Below are 13,250 nucleotides of genomic sequence, written 5' to 3' on the forward strand. Positions count from 1 at the left end.
ATTTCAGACCCAAATCATATTAGCCCGAACTTATATCCATAGAGGAAAGTTGCAAAGGAAATAAAAAGGGCGGCCGAGGCCGCCCTTCTAAAATCAGGTGGTTCGTGTTTCGGCAGGATCGCCGGAACCGGTCCAACTATTTGTTTTGCCGCATTTTCCGGCTTTTCTACTGCGCCAGATCGGACATCAGGCCGGCCGCAACCGCCAGTCGCGAAACGGTCAGGTCGCCACCTTCCGTCAGCGCAACCATGCGGTTCCTCACCTGCTCGATGCGGGCGCCATCGGCTGCAAACCAGGCTGCCGCCGGGTCCTTGTCCTTGGCAAAACGCTTGAGCGCCGCAATGGTGATGCCGCGTGCGGCCTGCGTGATCGTATCGCTTGCCCGTGACAGCGCCAGCCCGTCATAATAATCCGTGACGGGGATAGCGCGTGCGGCTTCCTCGATGCGGCCGATGCGGAAGGCTTCCGAAACGCCGAAATAGGTCTTGGCGGTAACCACCCGGTCGGCGCCGGCCAGATGCGCGATCAGCGCAATGTCCGGCATGATGCCAGCAAGCTGGAGATTGGCAAGACGCTGTGCCAGCTTTTCCGGCGCGCCCATTTCCACGAAGGCGGCCTTGTCGGTCTGAAGCGCGCTCTTCAGATATTCGGGCATCAGCCCGTCGAAACGCGGCTCCAGTTCGGCGCGGGCGCGGGTGATCGTATCCACCAGCTCCGTCAGGTTGGCGCGGGTCGTGTCGTTGCGCAGCACCCATGCCGTCGTCGCCTGCAGCATTTCGCCGACCAGATGGTAGAACTGGTTCTGCACGTCGCCCGGCACCTTGTTATCGAGCGCATCGATGGCGTCATAGATCGTGTCGATATCGAAACCGTCGCGCACCGCCACATAGGCGCGGACGATATCGGCAGGCGACTTGCCGGTCGTATCGGCCAGACGGCTGATGACGGTGATGCCGCCGCGATTGATGACATCGTTTGCGAGCAAGGTGGCGACGATTTCACGGCGCAGGCGATGGCCGGAGATTTCCTCCGCATAGGTCTTCACCATGCGCTTCGGGAAATAGCCCATCAGCAGCGACTGGAAGTAAGGCTCGTCCGGAAGCTGGCTCGCCACCAGATCGTCACAGAGCGACAGCTTCGCATAGGCCAGCAGAACCGCCAGTTCCGGGCGGGTGAGCGGCTGGCCAGCCTTCTGGCGCTCGATCAGCATGGCGTCGGACGGCAGGTTCTCCACCTTGCGGTCGAGAAGCTTGCGGGCTTCCAGTTCCGCCATGAAGCGCGCCTGATAGGGCAGTTCCGCCAGTCCCTGACGTTCGCTCAGCGAAAGCGCCAGCGGCTGCAGATAGTTGTTGCGCAGGACCAGCGCCGACACATCGTCGGTCATGCTGGTGAGAAGCTTGTCGCGCGCCGGGCGCTTGAGCTTGCCCGAACGCATGGCGGCAGCCAGCGCGATCTTGATGTTGACCTCGACGTCCGAGCAGTTGACGCCTGCCGAATTGTCGATGGCGTCCGTGTTGCCGCGACCGCCCGACAGTGCATATTCGATACGCCCGCGCTGGGTCACGCCAAGGTTTGCGCCTTCGCCGATCACCCGCGCGCCAACTTCCGAGCCGGTGATGCGGATCGCATCATTGGCGCGGTCGCCTACCTGCGCATCCGTTTCGGCGGACGAGCGGATATAGGTACCGATACCGCCAAACCAGAGGAGATCGACCTTCGACTTCAGGATCGCCGTCATGATTTCCTGCGGTGTACCGGAGGTCTTGCCAAGGCCGATGGCTTCGGCCGCTTCCGGCGACAGCGTAATCGTCTTCTGGCTGCGGCTATAAATGCCGCCGCCAGCCGAAAGCTTGGAGCGGTCATAGTCCTGCCAGCTCGAACGCGGCAGCTCGAACAGACGCTTGCGCTCGGCAAAGCCGTCCGCCGGAACCGGGTTCGGATCGATGAAGATATCGCGATGGTCGAACGCCGCCACCAGACGGATCTGTTCGGAAAGCAACATGCCGTTGCCGAACACGTCGCCAGACATGTCGCCCACACCGGCAACCGTGAAAGGCTCGTTCTGGATATCCATGTCGAGTTCGCGGAAATGCCGCTTCACGGCTTCCCACGCGCCGCGCGCCGTGATGCCCATGCCCTTGTGGTCGTAACCGGCGGAACCACCGGACGCGAACGCATCGTCCAGCCAGAAATCATGCGCCTGGCTGATGGCGTTGGCCGTATCGGAGAATGTGGCCGTGCCCTTGTCGGCGGCAACGACGAAGTAAGGATCGTCATTGTCATGACGCACGACTTCCGCCGGCGGCACGACATGGCTGTCCTCGATATTGTCGGTGACCGACAGCAGCGTGGAAATGAAGATCTTGTAGGCATCGCGACCGGCTTCGAACACCGCATTGCGGTCGCCGCCGACCGGCAGGCGCTTCGGATAGAAGCCGCCCTTGGCGCCAACCGGCACGATCACCGCATTCTTGACCTGCTGCGCCTTCACCAGACCCAGCACTTCGGTGCGATAATCCTGTGCGCGGTCCGACCAGCGCAGGCCGCCGCGGGCGACCGCGCCGAAGCGCAAATGCACGCCTTCCACTTCCGGCCCATAGACGAAGATTTCGCGATAGGGGCGCGGGTCCGGCAGGCCGTCGACCAGACGCGGATCGAGCTTGAAGGCGAAGGTGACGCGCGGCTTGCCCTCGGCATCCGGCTGATAGGCGTTGGTGCGCAGCGTCGCCTCGATCAGATTGCGGAAACGGCGCAAAATCTGGTCGTCATCGATGCTCGGCACGCCCAGGAGCGCGGTTTCGATGCCGTCGACCAGCTTCTTTTCAGCCGCATCGCGGCGCTTGGCCGACGGGTTGAAACGCAGGTCGAACAGCGAATAGAGGTCGCTAGCGATTTCCGGGTAGCGGTTCAGTGCTGCCGCGATGAAGCCCTGCGAATAGGCGATGCCCGCCTGTTGCAGGTAACGGCCATAGGAACGCAAAATCATGATCTGGCGTGCCGTCAGCCGCGCGGTCTGCACCAGCGCGTTGTAGCCGTCATTATCGGCCAGACCGTTCCAGACATTGCGGAACACGTCTTCCAGCATCTCGCCATCGTCGGAAAGATCGACGGGCGCACCATAAGCGTTCACGAGCTGCATGTCGTGAAGGTAGACAGGCGCGCCATCCTTGCCCGCATTTGGCAGGTCGATGGTCTGCTCGCTGACGACGCGGAAACCCATGTTTTCCAGAAGCGGCACGCGTTGCGACAGCACGACCGGCGCGCCGTGGTGATAGATCTTCAGCGAAACCGCATCGGGACCATCGGTGCGATAGCGATAGAAGTCCACGAAAAGCGGAGCTTCTGCGCTCAGGCCGGCAATGCGCTCGGCATCGACCAGCGCTTCCGGCGCCGTGAAGATTTCGCGGTAGGATGGCGGAAAGCTTGCAGCAAGCGCAACGGTCTTTGCGTCAGCGCTGTCGGAGCTTTCGCGCACCGCATCGTCCCATGTGCGCACAATGGCGCGCACTTCAGCTTCCAGCGCTTCCCGGTCCACATGCGGCGTGGAGCGCTCGTGACGGCGGATGACAAACTGAACGCGCGTCAGGCCGTTCTGCAGGAAGACGGGGTGGAACTCGAAGCTGTCGCCGCCATAGACGTCGACCAGATAGTGGCCGATCTTCTCGCGCACGACCGAGTCGTAACGGTCGCGCGGGATATAGACCAGCACGGTCGCGAAACGGCCAAAGCGATCGAGACGCGGCACGGCGCGAACGCGGGGACGTTCGCCGAGCGCCAGGATCAGTTCGGCATTGGCCGTGAGGCTTTCCACATCGATCTGGAAAAGCTCGTCGCGCGGATATTCTTCCAGCACGTTGATGAGCGCCTTGCCCGAATGGTCCTCGCGGTTGAAGCCCAGATGCTTGATGACCGCATCGGCCTTGGAGCGGATGAACGGGATGCCCGCGACTGAACTCGTATAGGCAACCGAGGTGAAAAGGCCGACAAGGCGCAGTTCGCCGACGGCTTCACCCTTCTCGCCGAATATCTTCACGCCGACATAATCGAGATAGGAGCGGCGATGCACCAGCGAAAGCGAGTTCGCCTTGGTGACGATGAGCGGCTCGCCGCCGTCGAGGAATTCCGTCACCTCGCGCGGCGTCACCGTGTCGTCGTCATCCTTGCGCAGGACCCGCACTTCGTGATCGTTGAGGATGCCGAGCGTTTCCTTGACCGGAACCAGTTCGCGCTTGTCGCCCTTGCCCTTGAAGGTCAGCTCGCGAAGGCCGAGGAAGATGAAACGGTCGTCGCGCAGCCATTCCAGAAAGGCGATCGCTTCCGGCATGGCCGGATCGCCCGTCATTTCGTGAACCCGCTTGTAATCGGCAATGGCGCCGTCGAGGCGCTTGAGCATCGGCTTCCAGTCGCTGACGGCGGCGCGGACCTGTCCGAGCACGCGCTTGATGGCGGCGGTCAGGGCGGCCTTGGCCTGCTTGTCGAGGGCCGGGAGATGAATCTGCACCAGGCTGACGCGCTCGACGCCCTTGGCGGGCGCAAGCTGCGATGCTTCGCCGAGAATGACCAGTTCGTCCTTCTCCCGGGCAATATCCAGCACCGGATGCACGACCATGAAAATCTGGCTGGCATGATCGTTCAGCTCACCCATGATGGAGTCGAGCAGGAACGGCATGTTGTCGTTGACGATGGTGATGACGCTCACCGGGCGACCATGGCGTTCGATGCCGTTGTCGACGCTGATGATGCTCTTGCCCTTGCGCCAGGATTCAAGCGCCGCATAGCCGTGACGGGCCGAACTGTCGAGAGCGGCGGCATCGTAAGCGGCCAGATCTTCTGGCGGCGCCCATTCGAAGAGAAGCTGCGAGAAGGCCGTAAGCGCCTTCGACTTTCCTCCCTTCTTCTCCTCCTTGCCTGCCTTGGAACCCTTAACCTTGCTCGACCGATCCTGCTTTGCAGTCACGTCGGATACTCCTGTCATGATGGCAATGCGCGCCAAACTAGCAGATTGGGCACCGGATTCGATGGCAATTCGCTGAAAATAACGAAAAATTTCCCGGAAAGTCAGAAAAACAGCATTTAATCCATTTAATTTGGAACAAAACTTCGAAAACTTCCTGCGAAATTTCGGATTATGCCGGAGGAATTCTCCACGCCCCCCACGAAACCTGCCAGAGGCGCGAAGCCGTGGGTCGGTTTCGCCGCATTTCAGACTAAAGTTGCAGATGATTCTGATGAAGAATGAAGTGCTCAGAGCTCGATCAGGTGATCGTCGAGTTCATTCACATTGTCCGGGCCTGCCGGGAAATGCTTCTCCAGCAATAGCCCCGCCTGACCGATTGCCAGCACAAAACCTTCGGCCACCTGCGCCCGCGATGCATGATGGATGAGCGTTGCGACAATCGCGTTCCACTCGTCCTGTTCCACACGCGCGTGGATGCCCGCATCGGCGATCACCTCGGCATAATGTTCGGCCATGGAGACGAAGAGCAGGATGCCGGTGCGGTTCTCGGTGATATGCACATTGCGCGCCAGAAACTGCTGCACGGCATTGAGATGCGCGCGCTTGTAGCGGATGCGGCGCGGCACCAGCAGCATCCGGATGGCCGGAAAGACCCAGAGCACCAGCATTGCGGTCAGAAACGCCGCCAGCACCGCCAGGCCGAACATGGGCAGGCGGATATCGAACCAGTACCAGTGCGCGAGAAAGGCCGCGACCACCGCGGCGACCAGAATGCCGCAAGTCGCGACGAAGCCCGCCGCAAAGAAATAATCGTCGCTGGAACGTGCTAGAACGGCATAGATCTCACCGGCGGTTTCGGCTTCCGCCTTGCGGATCGCCTCGGCGATGCGGGCATGGTCCTCGGCGCCAATCAGCGTGTGATGCTTCATCGTTGCGTCTCCCTACCAGCTGCCCGAGGCGCCGCCGCCACCCGATGAGCCGCCACCGCCGGAGAAACCGCCGCCGCGATTGTTGTAATCCACGACCATGCCGAGCCACTGATACTTGCCCGGCCCGATCTTGCGTCCGAAAACCGGCGTCAGGATCGCCATGCCGAAACCGCCGAAGAAGATCAGGCACCAGAAGGTGATGAAGACGACGAACACCCAGTCGACATCGTCCGAGCTTGACTGCACATTGCGCTTCGCCCGCGCTTCAAGCTCCGCCGCATCGCCGGACAGCACCGAAAGAATGCCGTCCACGCCCTGCACGATACCGTTCGAATAATTGCCGGTGCGAAATTCCGGAATGATGGTGCCATTGATGATGACGCTTGAAAGCGCGTCGGTCATCACGCCTTCGAGACCATAGCCGACCTCGATGCGCACCTTGCGGTCGTTGGGCGCAACCACGAGCAAGATGCCGTTGTTTTCTTGGCTCTGTCCCAGCGCCCAGGCGCGGAACAGACGGTTGGAATAGGTTTCGATGTCTTCGCCATTGAGGCTTGGAACCGTCACCACGACCACCTGATCGGACGACTTCGCTTCGAAATCGGCAAGCTTTTGCGTCAATTGCTGGCGCTCAGCCGGATCGATGATCCCCGCCGCGTCCACCACGCGGCCCGTCAGGGCCTGCGCGGGCTTCGGCGCGTCCTGCGCCAGCGCATTGTTCAGCGCCAGAACGCTCGAAAAAATCAGGAAAGCGAGCGCAAGCAAATGTCGCGGCCAAAAAAGACCGCGACGATCACGCAAGAGTGCCGCACGCGCCATAAATCGCGCCGTCAGTTGAAGTTGACTTTGGGCGCGGTCTGGCTGCCCGCATCGGCGCTGAAGCTCTGCATGGGCTGCGCATCGCGATACCATATCCATGTCCAGATCATCGTCGGCATGGTGCGCAGCGACGTGTTGTAGACACGAACCGCCTCGATATAGTCGCGGCGCGCCACGGCGATGCGGTTTTCGGTGCCTTCAAGCTGCGACTGCAAGGCAAGGAAGTTCTGGTTGGCTTTCAGGTCCGGATAGCGCTCGACCACCACCATCAGGCGCGACAGCGCGCTCGTCAGGTTGGCCTGATTATCCTGAAACTGCTTGAAGAGTTCGGGATTATTGAGCGTTTCAGGCGTGATCTGCACCTGCGTCGCCTTGGCGCGCGCCTCGATCACCGCTTGCAGGGTTTCCTGTTCGTGAGCGGCATAGCCCTTCACGGTCTCGACCAGATTGGGCACGAGATCGGCGCGGCGCTGATACTGGTTCTGCACCTCGCCCCAGGCGGCCTTCGCCCGTTCCTCATTGGTCGGGATCGTATTGAAACCGCATGCGGAGAGCAGCGGAACCAGAACGATGAGACCAAGAGCGATGAAAATGCGGCGAAAAGAGAAAGAAGTGGCAACCGTCGCAGCCGACATGGACTTCTCCTGAAAAGGGCGCTTTGCCAAGCGCCGGGGGGACAAATTCGTCACCCGCACCTACGTGTTCACGCAAATGCGAGCCGTCAAATCAATAAGATAAGCGATTTTGGCGGCGCGTCCAGCCCATTCAAAATGGCGGATTAAAAAGAAAAAGCGACGGATTGCTCCGCCGCTTTCTCAAAACACAAACTGCGCGAAAAAATTATTCGCTTGCAGCTTCTTCAGCCGGAGCAGCAGCGGCTTCTGCGGCGGCTGCGGCAGCTTCAGCAGCCTTTGCAGCGGCTTCTTCTTCAGCCTGCTTGGCCATGGCCAGACGTTCCTGCGCCTTCTTGCCCGGCTCACCCTTGGTCGGGTTGCTGCGGGCCGGACGCTTTGCAAGGCCAGCCTGATCGAGGAAGCGCAGAACGCGATCGGTCGGCTGTGCGCCCTGTGCAATCCAATGCTGGATGCGGTCGGCGTCGAGCTTCACGCGTTCGGCGTCCTTGGCCAGCATCGGGTTCCATGCGCCAACGGTTTCGATGAAGCGGCCGTCACGCGGGCTGCGGACGTCGGCAACGACGATGTGGTAGTAAGGACGCTTCTTGGAGCCAGCGCGGGCCAGACGAATCTTCAGAGACATTTTTTCTTTCCTTTAGACAATTGCTTCGCCCGGGATGGCCGTGGCAAAACGGGTTAAGCTATCGATATAGCTATTGTTTCCCGCCGTGATTGGCGGCGGTATGCTCATGATGCCGAATGACTTCCTTCACGATGAAGTTCAGGAATTTTTCAGCAAAATCGGGATCGAGGTTGGCGTCGACTGCAAGCGCGCGCAGACGTTCCACCTGACGCTTTTCGCGGGCCGGATCAGCCGGCGCGAGACCGCGTTCAGCCTTCAGAACGCCGACAGCCTTGGTGCAGCGAAAACGCTCGGCCAGCATATGGATCAACGCCGCATCGATATTGTCGATGGAGGCGCGCAGTGCCAGAAGTTCAGCCGGTGCAGTATTCTGTTCGTCGCTCATGATGCTCACTTCTTCTTCGGCAGCCCCGGAAGGCCGCCACCGAGACCGGGAAGCTTGGGTCCGCCCAGACCGGGCAGACCGCCCGGAAGTCCGCCGCCGGGAAGACCCGGCAAGCCGCCGCCTTTCGTCAGGCCCGCTGCTTCCGCCTGCTTGGCCAGCGCCTCAAGCTGCTTGGGGTCCATCTTGGAGAGATCGGGCATACCGCCCATTCCACTCAGACCGCCCAGCCCCATCTTATTCGCGAGACCGCCCATCATCTGCTTCATCATTCCGCCCTTGCCCTTGCCCATGACTTTCATCATGTCGGCCATCTGGCGATGCATCTTGAGAAGCTTGTTGATGTCGGCGGCAGTGGTGCCGGAACCCTTGGCGATGCGCTGCTTGCGGCTGTGCTTGAGAATATCGGGATTGGCGCGCTCGGCCTTGGTCATGGAACCGATGATGGCGAGCTGACGGTCGAACACCTTGTCGTCGAGACCGGCGGCTGCCACCTTGTCCTTCATGCCTGCCATGCCCGGCATCATGCCCATGATGCCGCCCATGCCGCCGAGCTTCTTCATCTGCCTGAGCTGATCGGCAAGATCGTTGAGATCGAACTTGCCCGACTGCATCTTCTTGGCCATCGCGGCGGCTTTTTCCGCGTCGATGTTTTCGGCAGCTTTTTCGACCAGCGAAACAATGTCGCCCATGCCGAGAATGCGGTCCGCGATGCGCTTGGGATAAAACTCCTCAAGCGCATCCATCTTTTCGCCGGTGGCGATCAGCTTGATCGGCTTGCCGGTGATGGCGCGCATGGAAAGGGCGGCACCGCCGCGTCCGTCGCCGTCCATGCGGGTGAGCACAATGCCGGTAATGCCGACGCGCTCATCGAAATTGCGCGCCAGATTGACGGCGTCCTGACCGGTCAGGCTGTCGGCGACGAGCAGGATTTCATGCGGATTGGCGGCCTTGCGGATATCCGCCATTTCCACCATCAGCGGCTCGTCGATATGCGTGCGGCCCGCGGTGTCGAGAATGACCACATCGTGCGCGCCAAGCTTTGCCGCCTGCACGGCGCGCTTGGCGATTTCCACCGGCGACTGGCCGGCAATGATCGGCAGCGTGTCGACGCCGGTCTGGATGCCAAGCTGGCGAAGCTGTTCCTGCGCTGCCGGACGGCGCGTATCGAGCGACGCCATCAGTACCTTCTTGCGCTGGCGCTCGGTCAGGCGCTTGGCGATCTTGCCCGTGGTGGTCGTCTTACCGGAGCCCTGCAAGCCGACCATCATGATGACGACGGGCGCAGGCGCGTTCAGGTCGATGGATACGCCCTCGGTGCCGAGCATCTCGACAAGTTCGTCATGGACGATCTTGACGACCATCTGGCCGGGCTTGATGCTTTTGAGGATTTCAGCGCCAACGGCCTTTTCCCGCACCTTGTCGGTGAAGGAGCGAACCACTTCCAGCGAAACGTCGGCCTCGATCAGCGCGCGGCGCACTTCGCGCAGCGCCGCCGTCACGTCGGCTTCTGAAAGAGCGCCGCGTCCGGTCAGGCCGTTCAGGATGGAGCCAAGACGCTCCTGAAGTGATTCAAACATCGAATTTCCTTTTAATCCGAGAAGAGGCTTATGCTTCGTCAGGGATAAATCGTCCCGTGGCTCTGCCAGTTCAAGAAGCAACCAAAGCGGTACAGCACCCGAGGGCGCATCGCGCTGTCGGATGTGGACCTCCGGGATCGCTTTATACCATGATGGGTCCCGGTCGGTGGCTCGCGTTCTGAAGATCGCGGATAGATTGGTGCAGGCTTTAAGGCGATCGGCCCGCAATGTCAAGCAAAAGGCCGGAATACGCTGAAACCGGCCCCTGTTTCCCTTGGGCGCATCTCGTTCCGAAAATCGTTTCACACTTTTCCGGATGCGCCCCTGAAACAAACCGGGGCCGGTTTCACGTTCGATTGCGTTTATTGTGCCGCGACACCGGCCAGCGGGTCGCCGATGCCCAGCACATAAAGCCCGATCATCAGCAGCGTTCCCGCCAGCACCACATAATAGATCGTGGGGATGACGGTCATGCGCAGGGTGGTGCCTTCGCGCCCCAGCAAGCCGACAGTCGCCGAAGCCGCAACCACGTTGTGGATCGCGATCATGTTGCCCGCCGCAGCACCGACCGACTGGCCGGCAACCATCAGCGCACCGGAAATGCCGAGCCCTTCCGCCACGCCATATTGGAACTGGCTGAGCATGAGGTTCGATACCGTGTTGGAGCCTGCAAGGAACGCGCCCAGCGCACCGACGGACGGCGCGAAGAACGGATAAACGTTTCCGACTTCCGTCGCCACCCAGTCGGCCACCATCAGCGGCATGCTGACCAGTTCCTTGCCGTTGACGCCGGAATTGATCATGACACGCACCATCGGCACGGTGAACAGAAGCACGAAGCCCGCGCCCACCAGCGTCTTGGTGCTTTCACCGAAAGCCTTGGCGAACTGCCCGCCATTCATGCGATGCAGGAAGAAGGTGATCACGCAGACGATGACCAGAAGGCCGCCCGGCAGGAAGAGCGGCGTGAAATCGCCGCCGATCCCGGCTTCGCCCATGATGTCCTTGGCAACGAAGGTGATCGACTTCAGCGCATCGCCCACGGACGGGAACACGCGGCTGACGACGAGGAAAATCGCCAGAAGCACATAGGGCGTCCATGCCAGCGCCAGCGGAATCTTCTTCGATGTCAGCTCATCGAGCTTGATTTCGACGCTGCCGAGCCAGGTTGAGGGCCATTCCGATGCGGGTGGGAAATCCCAGGTCTGCTTCGGCATGAGAAAGCCGCTGCGCGCTGCGAATGTCGCCAGCGCCAGACCGACGAGACCGCCGATCATGGACGGAAATTCTGCGCCGAGGAAAACCGCGCTCAACACATAGGGGATGGTGAACGAGAAGGCGGCGAACAGCGCAAAAGGCAGAATGGCAAGGCCTTCCGTCCAGGAGCGGTTGCGCCCGAAGAAACGGGTCATGAGGACCACAAGGAACAGCGGCATGAACGTGCCGCACAGCGCGTGCAGGATCGCCACTTCCGATGTGATGATATGGAAGAACTGCTCCCAGCCCGAGCCGACGCCCTGCAATTGCGCCGTCAGCGCCTCGCGATTGAGACCGGACTGAACGCCGACGATGAGCGGTGTGCCGACGGCCCCGAACGAGACCGGCGTGGACTGGATCACCAGTCCGAACGTGACGGCGGCAAGCGCAGGAAACCCGACCGCCACCATCAGCGGCGCCACCACGGCGGCAGGCGTGCCGAAACCGGATGCGCCCTCGATGAACGAGCCGAACAGCCAGGCAATCAGGAATACCTGGATGCGGCGGTCCGGGCTGATCTGGGCGAAGCCCGATCGGATGGCGGAAATGCCGCCCGAATATTTAAGTGTGTTGAGAAGCAGTATCGCCCCGAAAATGATCCAGAGCAGGCCCGCCGTCTGGATCAGGCCCTGAATGGTCGAGGCGATGACCCGGTTGCCGCTCATGCCCCAGATCGCCATGGCGATCACCACGGTCAGCACATAGGTCACCGGCATCGCGATGCGGGCCTGAACACGAAATCCAACCAGCATGACGCCGGCTACAAGAATTGGCAGAAACGCAAATAGCGCAAGAAATCCGTTCGACATGTGGCGTCCTCCCCGTCAATGTCACGAACGTTGAAACTAGCTATGAAACGCTGGTAAAGAGTTTTTACCAGTCAGACCATAAGCAATAGGTATGAAAGCCACAGCTTCCAAGCAAAAAATTTCACCCGTCACCGGGCGCGAACAAAAGCTTGCTGTTTTGATGCAAAAATGTTTGTAAGCGCGGCATTTCGCACGTGCCTCTGCCCGTTTTGCCGTTGCCGCATGACATTTGGTGTAAGGAATGGCAAATTCGCGTTGAGGTCGAATCAACTCCAAAGGAGAAACGAATGGCATTGGTTGCCAAGGGCCGGACTTGGACGGCAGCAGCAGTTCTTGCAATGGGCATGATGACGGGAACGGGCATTGCCGAGGCAGCCCAGTGTGGCAACAACGCCGCCGGTTATAATGCCTGGCTCCAGCAAACCCTGAAGGAAGCGCCGTCGCGCGGCGTTGGCAAGGTGGCTCTCAATGCGCTGGCCAACACCAAATATGCGCAGGCCACCATCAATGCCGACCGCAATCAGAAGAGCTTCAAGCTCTCCTTTGAAGACTTCATGAAGAAGCGCGGCGCCGACACCATCATCAAGCGCGGCCGCGCCCAGAAGCAGCAGAACGCCGCTCTCTTCGCGGCGATCGAGAAGCGTTATGGCGTTCCGGCCGGCCCGCTGATCGCCATCTGGGGCATGGAAACCGGCTTCGGCTCCTATCTCGGCAAGCAGCACACGCTGTCGGCCGTTGCAACGCTGGCCTATGACTGCCGCCGTTCCGAATACTTCACCGGCCAGCTCTATGCCGCTCTCAAGCTCATCGATCAGGGTGACCTCAGCCCGCAGGCGGTAGGCGCGATGCATGGTGAAGTCGGCCAGACCCAGTTCATGCCGGCAAATGTCCTGAAGTATGGCGTCAGCGGTTCGGGCGGCGCCCATTTCGACCTGCGCAACAAGGCGGACGCGCTGCATTCGACCGCGAACTTCCTCGTCGGCCACGGCTGGCGGCGCGGTGCAGGCTATCAGCCGGGCGAACCGAACTACGGCGCGATCCAGGGCTGGAATGCCGCGCAGGTCTACCAGCGCGCCATCGCCGTCATGGGCAAGGCCATCGACGGGAATTAAAGCATGGTTCCGAAAAGCGGGAACCGGTTTTCGGAAAAAATCATGCTCCAATAAAAATTCGGAGCGGGAGGAAGATTTAGTTCAAATCGTCCCGCTCTCAGGCCGCGATCCGCAATTTCGCTTTGAAATTGCCACAGAAAAGCCGCAA

Annotated in this window: 9 protein-coding genes; 1 reads left to right on the plus strand and 8 read right to left on the minus strand. The window is 60.7% G+C overall.

Translation table 11 applies throughout. From position 1 onward, the window contains the following. Positions 1 to 166: 166 nt before the first annotated feature. The 8 genes from F9K78_RS19885 to F9K78_RS19920 form a co-directional block, all read right to left on the minus strand. The gene (locus tag F9K78_RS19885) at positions 167 to 4,957 is read right to left on the minus strand and encodes an NAD-glutamate dehydrogenase (RefSeq protein WP_121986195.1); all 4,791 of its coding nucleotides are present in this window, start codon (positions 4,955 to 4,957) and stop codon (positions 167 to 169) included. 287 nt (positions 4,958 to 5,244) lie between these two features. After that, a complete protein-coding gene (locus F9K78_RS19890; RefSeq protein WP_121983407.1) occupies positions 5,245 to 5,886 on the minus strand; it encodes a TPM domain-containing protein in 642 nt (213 codons plus the stop codon). Positions 5,887 to 5,898: 12 nt separating this feature from the next. After that, entirely contained in the window at positions 5,899 to 6,705 is an 807-nt protein-coding gene (locus tag F9K78_RS19895; RefSeq protein ID WP_151682628.1) for a TPM domain-containing protein, read from the minus strand. Between the two features lie 11 nt (positions 6,706 to 6,716). Further along, complete coding sequence (locus F9K78_RS19900; RefSeq protein WP_121987117.1) at positions 6,717 to 7,340, minus strand: LemA family protein; 624 nt, start codon at positions 7,338 to 7,340, stop codon at positions 6,717 to 6,719. A gap of 205 nt (positions 7,341 to 7,545) precedes the next feature. Further along, positions 7,546 to 7,962 (minus strand): 30S ribosomal protein S16, encoded by a 417-nt coding sequence (gene rpsP, locus F9K78_RS19905; protein WP_021588087.1) that lies wholly within the window; start codon positions 7,960 to 7,962, stop codon positions 7,546 to 7,548. 70 nt (positions 7,963 to 8,032) lie between these two features. Beyond that, positions 8,033 to 8,347: a chorismate mutase gene (locus tag F9K78_RS19910; RefSeq protein WP_121983873.1), complete on the minus strand. Its 315-nt coding sequence runs from the start codon at positions 8,345 to 8,347 to the stop codon at positions 8,033 to 8,035. A gap of 5 nt (positions 8,348 to 8,352) precedes the next feature. Next, positions 8,353 to 9,924: a signal recognition particle protein gene (gene ffh, locus F9K78_RS19915; protein ID WP_121987118.1), complete on the minus strand. Its 1,572-nt coding sequence runs from the start codon at positions 9,922 to 9,924 to the stop codon at positions 8,353 to 8,355. 362 nt (positions 9,925 to 10,286) lie between these two features. After that, a complete protein-coding gene (locus F9K78_RS19920) occupies positions 10,287 to 11,990 on the minus strand; it encodes an L-lactate permease (protein ID WP_121987119.1) in 1,704 nt (567 codons plus the stop codon). A gap of 287 nt (positions 11,991 to 12,277) precedes the next feature. Here F9K78_RS19920 and F9K78_RS19925 point away from each other — a divergent pair, with 287 nt between their 5' ends. Then, positions 12,278 to 13,102 carry a lytic murein transglycosylase gene (locus F9K78_RS19925; protein WP_121983847.1) on the plus strand — a complete coding sequence of 275 codons (825 nt, stop codon included), beginning with the start codon at positions 12,278 to 12,280 and terminating at the stop codon, positions 13,100 to 13,102. The last annotated feature ends 148 nt before the right edge of the window (positions 13,103 to 13,250 follow it).

Origin of the sequence: Brucella pseudintermedia (genome assembly GCF_008932435.1) — a bacterium.
GTDB lineage: Bacteria > Pseudomonadota > Alphaproteobacteria > Rhizobiales > Rhizobiaceae > Brucella > Brucella pseudintermedia.

Coding starts and splice junctions, on each gene's coding strand:
- F9K78_RS19890 (WP_121983407.1), bottom strand. CDS start 5,886: ATGAAGCATCACACGCTGATTGGCGCCGAGGACCATGCCCGCATCGCC.
- F9K78_RS19895 (WP_151682628.1), bottom strand. CDS start 6,705: ATGGCGCGTGCGGCACTCTTGCGTGATCGTCGCGGTCTTTTTTGGCCG.
- F9K78_RS19900 (WP_121987117.1), bottom strand. CDS start 7,340: ATGTCGGCTGCGACGGTTGCCACTTCTTTCTCTTTTCGCCGCATTTTC.
- rpsP (WP_021588087.1), bottom strand. CDS start 7,962: ATGTCTCTGAAGATTCGTCTGGCCCGCGCTGGCTCCAAGAAGCGTCCT.
- F9K78_RS19910 (WP_121983873.1), bottom strand. CDS start 8,347: ATGAGCGACGAACAGAATACTGCACCGGCTGAACTTCTGGCACTGCGC.
- ffh (WP_121987118.1), bottom strand. CDS start 9,924: ATGTTTGAATCACTTCAGGAGCGTCTTGGCTCCATCCTGAACGGCCTG.
- F9K78_RS19920 (WP_121987119.1), bottom strand. CDS start 11,990: ATGTCGAACGGATTTCTTGCGCTATTTGCGTTTCTGCCAATTCTTGTA.
- F9K78_RS19925 (WP_121983847.1), top strand. CDS start 12,278: ATGGCATTGGTTGCCAAGGGCCGGACTTGGACGGCAGCAGCAGTTCTT.